The organism is Streptomyces sp. NBC_00569 (assembly GCF_036345255.1).
In the GTDB taxonomy this organism is placed as follows: domain Bacteria; phylum Actinomycetota; class Actinomycetes; order Streptomycetales; family Streptomycetaceae; genus Streptomyces.
Map to the genome: position 1 here is coordinate 922,146 of NZ_CP107783.1, position 15,056 is coordinate 937,201.

The following is a 15,056-nucleotide window of genomic DNA, read 5'->3' on the forward strand; positions in this document are numbered from 1 at the left end:
TCCCGTCACCGCAGCGCGCGCCTGGCACGGGACCCCTCAGGCGTCCGGGAGCCCGGCCAGCCAGTCGAGGAGGATGCGGTTGACGTCGTCGCCGCGTTCCTGCTGGATCCAGTGGCCGCAGCCGTCGAGGAGGTGCGACGAGCGCAGGCCCGGCAGAGTGGTCGGGTAGGCGGTGATGGCGTCGGACAGCCATGTGGTGGACGCGTCCAGGGTGCCGCCGATGAACAGCGACGGCTGGGTGACGGGGGCGCCTGCATGGGCCGCGAGGTCCGCCCAGTCCCGGTCCATGTTCCGGTAGCGGTTGAGCGCTCCGGTCAGCCCCGTACGTTCGAACTCCTCCGCGTACACGTCGAGTTCGGCCTCGTCGAGCCAGGCGGGGAGCCGCCCGGCGGGGAAGCGGTCGCGCATCCTTCCGCCCCGGGGGACGAAGTGCGGGTCGGGTGCGCCGGGCGCGGGCATCGTGTCGGCCGACAGCGCGGCGAAGATGCCGGCGAGCCAGCCGCGCACGTCCGGCTCGATCTCCGCCTCCGCCCTTCCGGGCTCCTGGAAGTACGAGACGTAGAGCTCCTCGTCCCCTCCCATGCCCGCGAAGACGTCGCTGGGCCGCGGTCCGCCGGGCGGGGTGTAGGGGACGCTCAGGAGCGCGACCGCGCGGAAGACGTCCGGCCTGAGCAGCGCCGAGTCGGCGGCGATGGCCGCGCCCCAGTCGTGCCCGACGAGCACCGCGGACCGCTCGCCCAGGGCATGCACGAGGGCGACGTTGTCGTCGACCAGGTCGAGCATTCCGTACGCGGCCGGGTCCGCGGGCTTCGAGGAGCGGCCGTAGCCGCGGACGTCCAGGGCGACGGCCCGGTAGCCGGCCGCCGCGAGCGCCGGCAGCTGACGGCGCCACGAGTACGAGGTCTCCGGGAACCCGTGCACGAGCAGGACCAGCGGCCCGGTGCCCTGCTCCACGAAGTGGATCCGGCCCGCGGGTCCGTCGACGAGTCGGTGTGCGGGTTCCGCGGCTTGCTGCGACATGCGACCTCCTGTGGACACCGTGCGGCCCCACCGAGTGCAATCGGCGGTGGCGGCCCTGACGCCGATCATGCAACGAGCCGTCGCGCGGCACCGACCCCTCTTGCCGCTTCGGCAAAGAATCCGCTCGGCCGGGGCGGTCCATTGCGACGCGTTCGGCTCAGTCGCCCGCGCCGCCGATCATGTCCACCAGTGCCGCCAGCGCGGCGGCCGCCTTCGACAGGCCCGGCGCGGGCGTCACCGGTTCGTCCAGGTAGACGTCCCGCCGGAGTTCGATCATGAGTGCGCTGACCCGTCGGTCCTTGCCGTAGTGCCGCAACGGCACGTACGTCCCGGCGAACGGCGTGTCGAGGGCGATGTCCCCGAGCCCCTCGAAGGCTGCGCGTGCCTGCGCCAGCAACGCGCCGGACGTGTGGAAAGGGTCGGTGCCCAGGCACACGGGCGGGCGCGGACCGGAGCCGTGGAGCTCGTAGGGCAGGGCCCGGCTGGGGTACGAGTGCACATCGACGATCACGGCGCGCCCGGCGGCTGCGAGCCGGTCCTCGACGGCGTCCGTCATCGCGGCGGCGTAGGGGTGGAAGTAGGTGTCGAGGAGCTCGGTCCCGTCGGCGGGAGGCTCGGGCCTGAGGAGTCGGCGGTGCGTGGTGCGGGTGTACACCGCGCCCATGCCGACCGCGCTCATTTCCTCTCGTTCGTCGGGAAAGCGTTCGGGGTCCACGACGAGGCGGGACAGTTCGTTGACGAATCGCCAGGGCGTCACCGCCGCCTCGCGGGCGGCGAGTTCGGCGATGTCCTGCGTGCGAGCGTCCGTGATCAGGTCCAACTCCCTTTCCAGGGAAGTGTCGTCGAGCACGATGCCCTTCCGCACGCGCGGCGGCACGACACGCGAGCCGTGCGGCACGTGAAGGAGCACGGGCGATGCCGCACTCCCCGGAATCAGCCTGTACGACGGCCGGGTGTCCTGTACGGAACTGTCCGTGGTGTCCATGCCCCCACTCTCCCCCGCCCGATCCCATCTGGTGAAACGCGGGGTTACGGCGCCCGGGGGCCGCGGGTAGGGTGCCCAGTCATCCGCTACTGAACGGCCGTTGAGTAGCGGTGGGCGGCGCCCTGCCGTCCCGCCCGGACCTGCACATGTGACCTTCGTTCGCGAGGAGTTCTTCACCTTGCCCGACGCACCGTCGAATCTGCTGCGCCACCTCTGGATCCCCCTGGCGGACGGCACACGGCTCGCCGCCCGCGTGTGGCTGCCCGCCGCGGGGAGCCGCCCTGCCCCCGCGGTCCTCGAGTACATCCCGTACCGCAAGAACGACGCGACCGCGGCCCGCGACAACAGCCTGCACGCCCGCTTCGCCGAGGCCGGCTACGCCGCCGTCCGCGTCGACCTGCGCGGCAGCGGCGACTCGGACGGGCTGATGCTCGACGAGTACGCGCGGCAGGAGCTGGCCGACGGCGTCGAGGTGATCGACTGGCTGGCGCGGCAGCCGTGGTGCGACGGGAACGTCGGCATGATCGGCAAGTCCTGGGGCGGTTTCAACGGCCTCCAGATCGCCGCGCTGCGCCCGGCCGCGCTCAAGGCCGTCGTCACCGTGTGCTCGACGGACGACCGGTATGCGGACGACGTCCACTACACCGGCGGCTCGCTGATCGCCTCCGAGATGCTGCCGTGGGCGTCGACCATGCTGGCCTACAACGCCCGCCCCGCCGATCCGGCCGTCGTCGGCGACCGCTGGCGCGAGCAGTGGCTGCGACGGATGGCGGACACTCCCGTGTACGTGGAGGAGTGGCTGCGTCACCAGGCGCGCGACGCGTACTGGAAGCACGGGTCCGTGTGCGAGGACTTCGGCGCGATCCAGGCTCCGGTGCTTGCCGTCGGCGGCTGGTACGACCCGTACTGCGGGGCCGTACTGCGTCTGCTCGAAGGGCTCCAAGTGCCGGCGCGGGGGCTGGTGGGACCATGGGCCCACACCTATCCGCACCAGGCCGAACCCGGTCCCGCCATCGACTTCCACGCCGAGGTCGTGCGCTGGTTCGACCAGTTCTTGCGCGGGCGGGACAGCGGCGCCTTGGACGACCCTGCGCTGCGGGTGTGGATGCCCGAGTGGGCGCCGCCCGGCAGCGACCGCGATGTGCGGCCGGGGCGCTGGGTCGCCGAGGAGACCTGGCCGTCGCCGCGGATCGAGCGGCGCTCGTACGCCCTGGGGGGCGAGTCGGCGGGGACGGCCGCCGGGAGCGATCCGCTGCGCGAGCGTGCCGTGCACCTCGACAGCACCCGGATGATCGGCACCGCGGGTGGCAGCTGGCTCCAGTTCGGCGACGCGGCAGGCCAGTTCGGGCCACAGGGCGGTGACGACGGCCTCTCGCACACCTTCACGACCGTGCCGCTCGACGAGAGCGCCGAGATCCTGGGCGTGCCGACCGTGACCCTTCGGGTCAGCGCCGACCGCCCGGACGCGCAGCTCGCCGTGCGCCTCAACGACGTCGCACCCGACGGCAGTTCACGGCTCGTCACGCGCGGTCTGCTCAACCTCACCCATCGCGACGGCCACGAGGAGCCGCAGGCTCTCGAGGCGGGGCGCGCGTACGACGTGACCGTGCCGCTGGTGGCGACCGCGCACTCCTTCGCGCCCGGTCACCGCATCCGCGTCGCGGTCTCGGCCGCGTACTGGCCCCTGGCCTGGCCCTCGCCGCGGCCCGTCACGGTCACCCTCCACCCGGCGCCGTCCGCCGCGCTGCGCCTGCCCGTACGCCCGGCGAGCGCCGACGACGCGAAGCTGCGCCCGTACGGGGAGCCTCTGCCGGATCTCCCCGCGCCGCTGCGCCAGTCCCCCGGGGCCACCGGGCGCCGCGTCGAGCACGATCCGGTGAGCGGCACGACCGCCGTCACCCTCCGCGTCGACGACGGCGAGTTCACCGACCTCGCGGACGGGGCCTGGCGGCGCACCGACAGCGTCGACCGCTTCACGCTCACCGAAGGCGATCCGCACTCCGCGCTCGTCGAGTGCGAACGCACCGAGGAGGGCGGGCGCGGTGACTGGAGCTGGAAGGTTGTGACGGTCAGTCACATGAGCGCCGACGCCGAGGCGTTCACCGTCACGAACACCATCACCGCCCACGAGGGGGACGACCGCGTGTACCACCGCACCACCGATGCCGTGATACCTCGCCGGGGAGTGTGAGCATGCGCCGCCGAACCCTGCTCACCGGCTCCCTCGCCGTCGCGGCCGCCGCCGGGGTGAGCACGGCGGCCGGCTCCGTCGCGGGCACCGGCCCCGTGATCACCGTCGGCTCGAAGCAGTTCACCGAGTCGTGGGTGATGGGCGAGCTGTACGCGCAGATCCTCACGGCCCGTGGCTTCCAGGTGGTCCTCAAGTCGAACATCGGCAGCGCCGACATCATCGACCGAGCGCTGCGCAGCCACCAGATCGACCTCTATCCCGAGTACACGGGTGTCATCCTCCAGACGTTCGCGATGCCGAAGCGGATGCCGGTCACGGCGCACGGAACGTACGAGGCGGCGAAGAGGTTCGAGGAGGGGCGCGGTCTCACCCTGCTGAGACCCACCCCGTTCCAGAACCGCAACGCGGTCGCCGTGCGCACCTCCGACGCCCGCAAGCACGGGCTGCGGACCGTCGGTGATCTGCGCCGGATGGGGCGGATCTCGTACGCCGAGTACCCCGACAACATCACGGGCCCGCTCGGCTACGACGCCGTCGTCAAGGCGTACCGGCTCTCCGCCATGAAGGTCAGGCCGCTCAACATCGGCCTGCAGTACCCGGCGCTCAAGAACGGTGACGTGGACGCCGCCGACGTCTTCACCACCGACCCCCAGCTGCGGCGCTACGACTTCACCGTCCTGGAGGACGACCAGGCGATCTTCGGCTTCCAGAACGTGTCGCCGGTGGTGCGGCGCTCGCTCGTCGAGCGGTACGGCCGCCGGCTCACCGAGCCGCTCGACGCGGTGAACGCGCTGCTCACCGAGAAGGCCATGCAGGCGCTGAACGAGGCCGCCGCCATGATGCGACTGAGCCCGGCGAAGGTCGCCGACCGATTCCTGCGCGCCAACGACCTGAAGTGACCGAGGAGCCCACGATCATGCAGAGCGCTGCCGACATCGTCTTCGACGCGGCCACCAAGACCTACGCGGGCTCCGCCGAACCCGCCGTGGACGCACTGTCCCTGACCGTCCCGGCCGGGGAGATCTGCGTCCTGCTCGGGGCGTCCGGCTGCGGCAAGACGACCGCACTCACCCTCGTCAACCGGCTCACAGAGCTGACGTCCGGCGACATCCGCATCGACGGGCGCAGCATCCGCGATCAGGACGTCATCGAACTGCGGCGCTCCATCGGCTACGTCATCCAACAGGCGGGGCTCTTCCCGCACATGACGATCGAGGAGAACATCGCGACGGTCCCGCAGGTGCTCGGCTGGAAACGCTCACGGACCGCCGACCGCGTCCGCGAACTGCTCGAACTGGTCGGCCTTCCCCACAAGGAGTACGCGGACCGCCATCCCGCCCAGCTGTCCGGCGGGCAGCGCCAACGCGTCGGCATCGCACGGGCGTTGGCGGCGGACCCGCCGATCATGCTGATGGACGAGCCGTTCGGCGCGCTGGACCCGGTGACGCGCGAGCACATGCAGGACGAGTTCCTGCGGCTGCACGAACAGGTCCGCAAGACCACGCTGTTCGTGAGCCACGACATCGACGAGGCCGTCCGCATGGGCGACCGCGTGGCGATCCTCGCCAAGGGCGGAAGGCTCCTCCAGTACGACTCCCCCGAACGCATCCTGCGCGAGCCCGCCGACGACTACGTGGCGCGTTTCGTCGGCACGGACCGCGGTCTCAAGGCACTGACGCTGCGCAGCCTCGGCGAGCTGAAGCTCGACCCGGCGACCGGCGACGACGAGGCGTCGCTCCGCACCGGCGACACCCTGCGGACCGCGCTGTCGGCGCTGCTCGCGGGAGGCGCCGAGCGGCTGCCGGTCGCGGACGAGTCGGGGAAGACCGTCGGCAGCGTGACCGTGGACCTCATCAGGGAGGCGGCGTGAGTTCCACCCTGCTCGCGGCGGCCGGCCCGCAGCCGGTCATCCCCGACTTCGGCACGGTCAGTTCCTGCGTGCGCGACAACGGCCTGTTCTGCGTCGACTGGTTCACCGCCAACTTCTCCAGCATGTTCGGGCCGGCGCTCGTCCAGCATGTGCGGCTCACGGTGATCGCGGTCGGTGTCGGCTTCCTCATCGCGTTTCCGCTGGCGCTGCTCGCGCACTTCCGGCGCCGTCTGGTGAAGCCGCTCGGCGGTCTGACCTCGTTCCTCTACACGATCCCGCCGATGGCCCTGTTCACGCTGCTCGTCCCGGTGTTCGGCCTGTCCGTGCTCACCGCGGAGATCGCGCTGGTGTCGTACACGCTGATGGTGCTGTTCAAGTCGTCGCTGACGGGCCTCGGCGAAGTGCCGGAGGAGGTGCGCCGGGCGGGCGAGGGCATGGGGCTCACGCGGCGCGAGGTCCTCTGGCGCATCGAACTCCCGCTGGCTCTGCCCGCGGTGATCAGCGGGCTGCGCGTGGCGACGGTGACCACGATCAGCGTGGTGGAGGTCGCCGCGTTCATCATCGACCAGGGGCTCGGCTCGCCGATCATCCAGGGCCTTCAGTCGCCGTTCAACACCCAGTTCATCGGGGCCGGGCTGCTGGCCGTCGCGCTCGCGCTGGCGGCGGACGGACTGATCGTGCTGGTGGGACGGCTGCTCACGCCGTGGGCCCGGACGCGGAGGACCGTCTGATGCACACCTTCTTCGCCAGTTTCTCGTTCATGGCCGACCACTTCGGGCTCCTGGCCGACCGCACGGTGGACCATCTGAAGCTGTCGGCCGCCGCCGTCGCGGTGGCCCTCGTCCTCGCCCTCCCGCTCGGCGTGTGGCTCGGCCACCGTGGAAAGGGTTCCTTCCTCACCGTCAGCATCTCCAACATCGGCCGTGCGCTGCCGTCGCTGGCGCTCATCGCGATCTTCCTCGGGCTGCTCGGCATCGGATTCGTCAATGTGCTGACGGCACTGGTGGTGATGGCGGTCCCACCGGTGCTCACCCACGCGTATCTCTCGGTGGAGCAGGTGGACCCGGACCTGGTGCGCGCGGGACGCGGCATGGGCCTGACCGAGTGGCAGATCCTCACCCGCATCGAACTGCCCCTGGCCCTGCCGGTGCTCTTCACCGGTATCAGGATCGCGGCGGTGTACGTCATCTCCAGTGCGACCCTGGCCGCGGTCGCCGGCGGCGGCGGACTCGGCGACATCATCCTGAACCAGGTGTCGTACGGTCTGTCGGGGGTGATCGCCGCCGCTCTGTGGGTGGCGGTACTGGCGCTGGCCGCGGACGCCCTGTTCGGAGCGCTGCGCAACCGGCTCACCCCGCGCGGGGTCCTCGCGGGACGGAGTGCGTGACCGACGCACCACTGCCGGGCCGAACAGGCGGTGTGAACGCGTCCGTGTGGGGCGGAGACGGTCCGCCGAGAGGAGGGACTAGGCGGGGGCCGGCCGCCATGTCGGCGAGCGGCCCAGGACTGCGACGATCTCGTCCAGCCGGGATTCGTGGTCGGCCGTGACCGCCGGCGCGAAGGCCGCACCCGGGCCGCGGCGCGCCTCCCCTCCGGGCACCGCCCGCGCCACGGCGAGTGCCGCGTCGAGGAGTTCGGGGTCGAACGTCACCGTGTGCCCCAGCGTCCGCGCCACGTCCCAGGAGTGCACGACGTAGTCGATGAAGTGGAAGCTGACGGCCTGTGCTCCCGGGAACGGTCCGCCGTCGCGGATCTCCGGGAGGGGGAACGCCCGCTCCGTCACCCCGTCTGCGGCGAAGGCCTCAAGGACGTGCCGGGCGGCCTCGCGGTACGTCCCGACGGGGTCGTCGCCGAGTGGGCGCGGCCGCCACACCGCGATGTCCCCCTCGCCGCGCGAGGCCGCCGCGAATCCGTGGTGCTGCGCGGTCATGTGGCCGAGGAGCTCACGCAGCGTCCACCCGGCGCACGGCGTCGGCCTGGTCAGGTCCCCTGCCGTCGCCCGCGCCACCACGTCGACGCTCGCACGCACCGCTTCCGCGTCGAGCGCGACCAGATCCTTATTCGTAGGCATGTGCTTATCATCAGCCTGCGCCTATCACATGTCAACGTCTATCATCGGCGCGTGATGGCCAAGAACGGCGGACGCCGCGACCTCGCCGCGATGCTGCAGCCCCTGATGCGGTCCCTCATCGCCGCCGAGCTGCCGGTGCTCGCGTCGCACGGGATCTCGATGTGGGGATACGTCGTCCTCAGCGCCCTGGACGACGGCCCCGTCCGCACCCAGGCCGCGCTCGCGACGGCGATCGGCGCCGACAAGACCCGGATCATCTCCACGCTGGACACGCTGCAGGAGTCCGGTCTGATCTCCCGCACCCCGGACCCGCACGACCGCCGGGTCCGGCTCCTCTCCATCACCGACGACGGGCGGCGCGTGCGCCGGTCCGCGCAGACCGACATCCACGCGCACGAGGACCGCCTCCTGGCCCGGCTCCCCGCGGCCGACCGCCGGGTCTTCCTCGACGCGGTCCACACCCTCACCCCGGATGCGGACGCGCCCTAGTCGGCATCAGCCCCCAGGTGTCCGAGAACCGAGCGCACCGCCCGGTCCACCGCGTCACGTGACGCGTCGGTGGGGTCGATCGTCTCGAATCCGTGGTGTCCGAGCGGCACGTCGATCACCTCGAGGGCGGCGCCGCAGTCCTCGGCCGCGGATACGAACTCCTCGACCGTCACCGCGATTTCGGGGCGTTCGAGCCCCACGCGCGTCAGCACGATCGGCAGCCGCCCCGCACCGCGCACCGCCGTCGCCGGGCGGAACCGGGTGTCGGCGAGCCCCCAGCCCGGCAGCGGCGCGAGAATCGGGTACGAGGCCGCCACACACCGCAGCCAGGACGGCGGCGCCGCGAGCCAGTCGGCCGCGAGAAGCCCGCCGGCGGAGACGAACCACAACGCGACTCGCCCTCCGTCCACCCGTGGATCGGCCCGTACGAGCTCGATCGCCCCGGCGATGTCCTCGGCGGCCCGCCCGTACGCGGTCAGCTCGTGGAGCCGGTGGTCCACGGTCACGCCGACGGCTCCCAGGTTCGCCACGTACTGCGCATAGCCCACGAAGGCGGGCCAGTCGCGCGGTGTCGGACGGGTACCGGCCGGCACCGGTCCGCCGTGGACGAACACCACGGCCGGCCGGGGACCGTCGGCGTCGGGCAGATGCAGGTCGACGCGACCGGTCCGCTCCCGGGGCCGCTCCTCGACGTCCATGAGGAACGGCCGGAGATGCGCGGGCCGCTCGCGCACGGTGGCCACCCGGTGCCCCTTCCCCGCGGCGGCCCTGAGCAGGACGTCCACGAGCTCACGCGGAGCGGAGAGCATCGGCCAGTGCCCGGTGTCGAGTTCGAAGAGGGTGACGCCCAGCTCGGCGAGCGCCCGGGACGCGGGATCACCCAAGGCCGCCATCGCCTCGACCACGGCGATGCTCGACCCGTTGGCCGTGCACAGGACGCCGGTCGTCGGCAGTCCGGCGGCCGCGCCGGACAGCCGCAGCGGCTGCGTGAGCGTGGGCAGGGGCTGAGGAGCGGCCAGCTCGGTCAGCCGCGCCAGGGCCTCGCCCGGGAGGCCGGCGACGCTGCCCCAGCGCTGCCACTCCTCCCCCGTCGGCGCGGGCAGCGTCCCGGCGCTGTTCTCCTGGGCCAGGCTCCGCACGCGCTCGCGGACCGTCTGGTCGGGCACCAGCTCGAGAGCCGGGTCGCCGTCCTCGGGGATGCCGACATCTACGTGGACGATCCTGGAGATCCGCCCGGGGCGCCGGTCCGCGGCACCGCGCACCGGGTGGATGCCGTAGCAGTGGCCGACGAGGACCACGTCCTGCCCCTCGACCCGGTCGATCAGCCGGACCAGCTCCTCGATGTGCGCCTCCAGGTCCGCGCCCGGCACCGCCGCACCACCGCCGTCCTCCATGCCGGTCAGCGTCACTTCGTACGCCCGCGCCCCCGAGTCCCGCAGCCCGGCGGCCACTTGCCGCCATACCCAGCCGCCGGTGTGGGCCCCCGCCACCAGAATGAATGCCGTCATGGCCGTCTCCTCCCGCGCCGTGGTCCGCGGACGGCCACAGCGGCCGTCCGCGCTCGCCGGTACCGTAGGAACTCCCCCTGAGGGAGGTTCAAGCCGTGCCCGCCGACAGCATGTGGTCCATCGGTGAGCTCGCCGAGCGCGCGGGCGTCACCGTCAAGACGGTCCGCTTCTACTCGGACCGCGGTCTGCTGCCCGAAGGCCCCCGCAGTACGGGCGGCCATCGCCGGTACGGGCCCGAGGCGCTCGACCGGCTCCGCGTCATCCGCTCCCTGCGCGCCCTCGGCCTGCCGGTGCCGGACGTGCGCCGCGTCCTGGGAGAGGAGGGCGGACTGAACGGCGCTCTTGAGGACGTCGTCGCGGGGCAGTTGCGGGGCATCGGCTCTCAACTGGCCGCGCTGCGCTGGCGGGAGGCCGCGCTTCAGCTCCTCCAGGACTGCACGCCCGCCGAGCGCGCCGAGCGGCTGCTGCTCGTCGGCGCGATGTCCGCCCCGCCCAGCACGGCCGCACCGGCCCGCTTCTGGCGCCGGTGGCTGCCGCCCCGCATGCCCGCGCGGGTCGTCTCCACCGTCCTCGACCAGGCCGTGCCGCAGCCTCCGCCGGACCCGACTCCGGCCCACGTCCTGACCTTCGCCCGGCTGCACGCCTTCACCTCGCGTTCCTGCGAGGGCGGCGACCGCGGCCAGCCGGCGGCCCATCGTACGGAAGGCGGGTTCCGCCCCGGGGTGCTCTACGAGGGGCTCAGCGAGGCCTACGCACTGGCGTCGCCACACCTGTGCGACCGGCGGTCACCCCGGGAGGGAGAGGCCCTGGACTGCTTCGTCTCCGCCTACGCCGCCTCACGGGGCGTACGTGACACCCCCGCGTTCCGCCGTGCGCTCAGTGGGGTGCTGGCGGCGGATCCGCGGATCGACCACTACTGGCAGCTCGTCGCCGAGCTGACCGGTCCTTCGCGGCCGACGCCGGGGGCCGCCCACGACTGGCTCTGCGCCGCGCTCGACGCCCAGGTCGGACGTCGGGCCGCGGGGGGCCGACGGGCAGCCGCCGCCGGTTAATCGCTGGGCCGGCGGCCTCGGTGTCCGTATCTTTGCGCAACGGCAGACGCACTGTGCGGCTCGACGCGGAAGGCTCCCATGTGTGCTCGTAAGTTGCGGCCCGAAGAGACGGACATCGACGCCCCGTTGGTGCGCCGGCTCATCGACGCGCAGTTCCCGCAGTGGGCCGGTCTGCCGCTCACCGAGGTCGTCTCGGCCGGTACGTCCAACGCCATGTACCGCCTCGGCGAGGACATGGCCGTACGGCTCCCGCGCCTTGCGGGCTCCGCGCAGGACGTGGACAAGGAACACCGCTGGCTGCCCGTGCTCGCCGCAGCGCTCCCCGTGGCCGTCCCCATGCCACTGGGCAAGGGAACTCCCGGCGAGGGCTACCCATGGCCGTGGTCCGTCTACCGCTGGCTCGACGGCGCCAACCCCGCCCCGGGCCACACCTCGGAACCAGCCCTGCTGGCAGAGGACTTGGGGGAGTTCGTCACCGTGCTCCAGGGGGTCGATCCCACCGATGGCCCCGCCTCCTACCGCAGCGAGCCGCTGGCGGAGCGGGACGAGGTGACGCGTTCGGCGATCAACGAGCTGCGGGCGGAGCTGGACGGGGACGGGGCGAGGGCCGTCTGGGAGTCGGCCCTGGGAGCCCGCGGGTGGGCCGGGCCCGCCGTGTGGATCCACGCGGACCTGCAGCCCGGGAACGTGCTCGTCGCGGACGGGCGGCTCAGCGCCGTCATCGACTTCGGATGCCTGGGTCTGGGCGACCCGGCGGTCGACCTGATCGCGGCGTGGTACCTGCTGCCCGCCGGTGCGCGCGAGGTCTTCCGCAGCGGTTCGGGCGCGGACGACGACGCCTGGGCCCGGGGTCGCGGCTGGGCCCTGTCGGTCGCCCTCCTGGAGCTCCGGCACTACCGGGAGACCAACCCGGTGATGGCCTCCATCGCCCGCCATGTGATCGCGGAACTCCTCGCGGACGGCACGGCACCGGCGGCGGTCTGACGATCCGTCCTGCCGCACCGCCCCGGATCAGTCCGCGGCGGCGCGCAACCACTCTTCCAGGACGGCGAAGTCCGCTTCGGTGAGACCCTGTCGAGGGTCCACGCGATGCAGCAGGGCGCGTTCCGGATAATGTTCGAAGACCCAGGAACGGTCGATGTCGGTGATCTCGTCGTCGACCCAGGCGAAGCGACGGCCTTGTGCCTGGCAGACCAGGGCGCGGGTCTTCCAGTGGAGCCCACGGACGCCGTGCCACTCGTCGCGCGCGTCCCGCACCGGCGGATCCGGCCAGTCCACGACCGGCAACGGCGGCAGTCCGAGCAGCGGGGCGACGCAGTCGTTCGCTTCGTCCATCCAGGTCGTCGCCCAGACGAGCTCGCACGGGAGCGCCGCGAGCCGGGGCCCGTACGCGGGGTTGATCCTGGCCAGCAGGGGGTTCAGGTCCGCGCCGAGCGGGTCGGGGCAGCCCGGCCGGTGCAGCGGATACGTCGGGTAGCAGTCCGGCGGGCCGCCGAACGGAATCAGCGGCCCGTCGACGTCGAGGAAGAGCAGCGGAAGGTGCGCGTATCCGGTCACTTCGGCACAGTATCGACTGGGGGCCAGGCCCCCACCCGCGCCCGCGCCACGGCATGGCGGGCATGACGGGAGACACGGGTCGTGCGGTCGGCCACGAACCGGCGGGCGCCTGGCGAACGCGGTCACGGTCACGGTCACGGTCACGGTCACGGTCACGGTCACGGTCACGGTCACGGTCACGGTCACGGTCACCTGCAGTGTGCCGGACATCCGTCACTGGGTGCATATGGGGCCCGTCTGCGCCCAGGCTCTGCGCGACTCCGGCGATCGGGAGCGCCGGGACCCGATCCGGCCGTGGCTCGGCCCCGGGGCGCGGGGCTTCGGTGACGGCCCCGCTCGCGTGCCCCGGCGCCGGTCACGCCGTCCCCTTCCGCCCCTTGTGAGGTTCCCGAAACCGCCGATTGACCAAGCAGGCGGTGAATAGGGCTGGTTGACCGGGTGAAGAGTGCGCAACCATGTCCACATGACCGCGGCCCATCGCGCCATGACCCAGCTGGAGTCGTGGCCGAACCTGGTAAGTGGCTCTCCCCGGTGCGCCGTAGGGCGCTCCTTCGGGACAGCAGGGTGCGACATCGTGCATTTCCATGCCAACGATGCAGCAGATCTGTACCTCACCCGGACGGCGGTCGAACGCCTCCTTCCCCAGCTGCGCGACAGCACCGCGATCCGGGTGCGCCCCGGTGCCTCATGGATCACCGTGCTGCTCGACTGCGACGACGACGTGGCGCTCCTGCTGACACTCATCAGCGTGGCGCTCAAGGAACACGACGCGGTCAGGGGGCCCGAGGAGGAGTACGGCGGGCCTCACACCGCCCGTACGGCTCCGCCGTGCGACTGGGAGCCGCGGGCGGCGCCTTCGCCGCGGGCGGCCGGGCCGGTGGCAACGTCCGTTCATCACGGCCGCGTTCACGACGCGTGGAAGGCCGTCGGCCGGATGCTGCCGCACGGACACTGACGGGAGCGCCGGGGCGCGTGAGCGGGAGTCCGCGACGGGGACCCGGCAACCGGCCTCAGCCGCACGTCAGTTGCCGCCGCCCGCCCCTATCTCGGCGCCCCGCGCCGCCCCCGTGCTGTCGCGTTCGATCAGTCCCGGCAGCGGCACCTGCACCGTCCGCGAGGGGCCGCCGTCCAGGAGTGCCGTCAGTTCCTGGGCCGCGGTCCGGCCGAACTGGACCGTGTCGCGGGAGAGTGCCGACAGCCAGGGCTTGACCATGCGGCACAGCGGGGAGTCCTCCCAGGCCACCACCGAGACGTCGCCGGGAACCGAGAAGCCCAGCTCACCGGCGGCGGCGACTCCGGCGACGGCCATCACATCGTTGTCGTAGACCAGCGCGGTCGGGGGTGTGTCGCCCTCCATCACGCGGCGGGTGACCGCGGCGCCCTCGGCGTCCGAGTAGTCCGTGGTCACGGAGCGCACCTCGGTCAGTCCGCGCCGCTCGGCCTCGGCGCGCAGGGTGCGGATGCGCCGCTCGGTGTGCGCGAGGCCCGGCAGGCCGGCGATGTGGACGATGCGGCGGTGCCCGAGCGCGTACAGCTCGTCGACGACCGACGCCATCGCGCCGGCGTCGTCCGCCCACACCGTGGACATGCCGGGGTGCTCCGCGTCGGGCACTCCGCCAATCACCACGGCGGGCAGCCCGAGTTCGTCGAGGAGGGCGGGGCGCGGGTCGGCGGTGCGGGGGTCGACGACGAGCACGCCGTCCACCCGGTGTTCGGCCCACCAGCGCCGGTAGACGGCGCACTCCGCCTCGACGTCCTCCACCACCTGGAACAGCAGGCCGAGGTGGCGTTCCGCCAGGACCTCCTGGATGCCCGAGATGAGCTGGAGGAAGAACGAGTCCACGCCCAGCGTGTCCGCGGGGCGGGCCACGACGAGTCCGACCGTGGCCGCGCCTTCGCCGGACAGGGCACGGGCCGCCGTACTGGGCCGCCAGCCGAGCTGTTCGGCAACCCGCCGCACCCGGTCACGGGTGACCTCGGAGACCCCTGGCCGGTCGTTGAGTGCGAACGACACGGCGCTCTCCGACACACCCGCCCTGAGCGCGATGTCCTTCATGGTCGGTCGGCGCGCGGGAGACCGCTTGGCTGGCACAGCTGCCCCTTTCCCCGTGGAGCCCCGGTGGGTTCCGCGGACCAGCGTAGCGCATGCTACCTGCGCACTAATGCGCTTGAGCTTAAGGCCCTAAAGCGCATTAGTCTCGCATCGCAAAAGGTCTACTCCACTGCTCTGACCAGGGACTATTTGATGTGACTCCCAGCAGTTTCCGAGAATGCATTGACTTTTTCCGTGATCGCAATGCAGGGTCTGCACGG

At 72.3% G+C, this 15,056-nt stretch carries 15 protein-coding genes; 9 read left to right on the forward strand and 6 right to left on the reverse strand.

From position 1 onward, the window contains the following. Positions 1 to 36 precede the first annotated feature (36 nt). Together OHO83_RS04335 and OHO83_RS04340 are read right to left on the reverse strand one after the other, a co-directional pair. Positions 37 to 1,020, reverse strand: coding sequence for an alpha/beta fold hydrolase (locus tag OHO83_RS04335; protein ID WP_266678721.1), 984 nt, complete (start codon positions 1,018 to 1,020; stop codon positions 37 to 39). A 157-nt stretch (positions 1,021 to 1,177) separates the two neighbouring features. Beyond that, a complete protein-coding gene (locus OHO83_RS04340; RefSeq protein WP_330278708.1) occupies positions 1,178 to 2,005 on the reverse strand; it encodes an N-formylglutamate amidohydrolase in 828 nt (275 codons plus the stop codon). 178 nt (positions 2,006 to 2,183) lie between these two features. Here OHO83_RS04340 and OHO83_RS04345 point away from each other — a divergent pair, with 178 nt between their 5' ends. Genes OHO83_RS04345 through OHO83_RS04365 form a run of 5 tightly spaced genes read left to right on the forward strand, consistent with a single transcriptional unit; the run spans position 2,184 to position 7,453 of the window. Further along, positions 2,184 to 4,196 carry a CocE/NonD family hydrolase gene (locus OHO83_RS04345; RefSeq protein WP_266678717.1) on the forward strand — a complete coding sequence of 671 codons (2,013 nt, stop codon included), beginning with the start codon at positions 2,184 to 2,186 and terminating at the stop codon, positions 4,194 to 4,196. A gap of 2 nt (positions 4,197 to 4,198) precedes the next feature. Further along, positions 4,199 to 5,095: an ABC transporter substrate-binding protein gene (locus tag OHO83_RS04350; RefSeq protein ID WP_266678715.1), complete on the forward strand. Its 897-nt coding sequence runs from the start codon at positions 4,199 to 4,201 to the stop codon at positions 5,093 to 5,095. Between the two features lie 17 nt (positions 5,096 to 5,112). Further along, entirely contained in the window at positions 5,113 to 6,066 is a 954-nt protein-coding gene (locus tag OHO83_RS04355; protein WP_266678713.1) for an ABC transporter ATP-binding protein, read from the forward strand. Beyond that, positions 6,063 to 6,797 (forward strand): ABC transporter permease, encoded by a 735-nt coding sequence (locus tag OHO83_RS04360; RefSeq protein WP_266678711.1) that lies wholly within the window; start codon positions 6,063 to 6,065, stop codon positions 6,795 to 6,797. Before OHO83_RS04355 ends, OHO83_RS04360 begins: the two co-directional genes overlap by 4 nt. Next, on the forward strand, positions 6,797 to 7,453 hold the full coding sequence (locus OHO83_RS04365) for an ABC transporter permease (protein WP_266678709.1): 657 nt from the start codon (positions 6,797 to 6,799) through the stop codon (positions 7,451 to 7,453). Before OHO83_RS04360 ends, OHO83_RS04365 begins: the two co-directional genes overlap by 1 nt. 78 nt (positions 7,454 to 7,531) lie before the next feature. On the opposite strand, the gene OHO83_RS04370 is transcribed toward OHO83_RS04365, so the two are convergent. Further along, positions 7,532 to 8,137: a TIGR03086 family metal-binding protein gene (locus OHO83_RS04370; protein WP_266678707.1), complete on the reverse strand. Its 606-nt coding sequence runs from the start codon at positions 8,135 to 8,137 to the stop codon at positions 7,532 to 7,534. A 54-nt stretch (positions 8,138 to 8,191) separates the two neighbouring features. Here OHO83_RS04370 and OHO83_RS04375 point away from each other — a divergent pair, with 54 nt between their 5' ends. Beyond that, the gene (locus tag OHO83_RS04375; protein WP_266680222.1) at positions 8,192 to 8,626 is read left to right on the forward strand and encodes a MarR family winged helix-turn-helix transcriptional regulator; all 435 of its coding nucleotides are present in this window, start codon (positions 8,192 to 8,194) and stop codon (positions 8,624 to 8,626) included. On the opposite strand, the gene OHO83_RS04380 is transcribed toward OHO83_RS04375, so the two are convergent. Continuing rightward, entirely contained in the window at positions 8,623 to 10,134 is a 1,512-nt protein-coding gene (locus OHO83_RS04380) for an alpha/beta hydrolase family protein (protein WP_266678705.1), read from the reverse strand. The two genes, OHO83_RS04375 and OHO83_RS04380, sit on opposite strands and share 4 nt — an antisense overlap. Before the next feature lie 110 nt (positions 10,135 to 10,244). Between OHO83_RS04380 and OHO83_RS04385 the strand changes: the two genes are divergently transcribed. Together OHO83_RS04385 and OHO83_RS04390 are read left to right on the forward strand one after the other, a co-directional pair. Then, on the forward strand, positions 10,245 to 11,186 hold the full coding sequence (locus tag OHO83_RS04385; protein WP_266680220.1) for a helix-turn-helix domain-containing protein: 942 nt from the start codon (positions 10,245 to 10,247) through the stop codon (positions 11,184 to 11,186). A 78-nt stretch (positions 11,187 to 11,264) separates the two neighbouring features. Then, complete coding sequence (locus tag OHO83_RS04390; RefSeq protein ID WP_330278709.1) at positions 11,265 to 12,170, forward strand: aminoglycoside phosphotransferase family protein; 906 nt, start codon at positions 11,265 to 11,267, stop codon at positions 12,168 to 12,170. A gap of 27 nt (positions 12,171 to 12,197) precedes the next feature. Here the strand turns inward: OHO83_RS04390 and OHO83_RS04395 are convergent, their stop codons facing one another. Then, the gene (locus OHO83_RS04395) at positions 12,198 to 12,743 is read right to left on the reverse strand and encodes an HAD domain-containing protein (protein WP_330278710.1); all 546 of its coding nucleotides are present in this window, start codon (positions 12,741 to 12,743) and stop codon (positions 12,198 to 12,200) included. Between the two features lie 574 nt (positions 12,744 to 13,317). Between OHO83_RS04395 and OHO83_RS04400 the strand changes: the two genes are divergently transcribed. Beyond that, positions 13,318 to 13,698: a luciferase domain-containing protein gene (locus OHO83_RS04400; protein WP_443066029.1), complete on the forward strand. Its 381-nt coding sequence runs from the start codon at positions 13,318 to 13,320 to the stop codon at positions 13,696 to 13,698. 66 nt (positions 13,699 to 13,764) lie between these two features. On the opposite strand, the gene OHO83_RS04405 is transcribed toward OHO83_RS04400, so the two are convergent. After that, positions 13,765 to 14,835, reverse strand: coding sequence for a LacI family DNA-binding transcriptional regulator (locus tag OHO83_RS04405; RefSeq protein WP_330278711.1), 1,071 nt, complete (start codon positions 14,833 to 14,835; stop codon positions 13,765 to 13,767). Between the last annotated feature and the right edge of the window lie 221 nt (positions 14,836 to 15,056).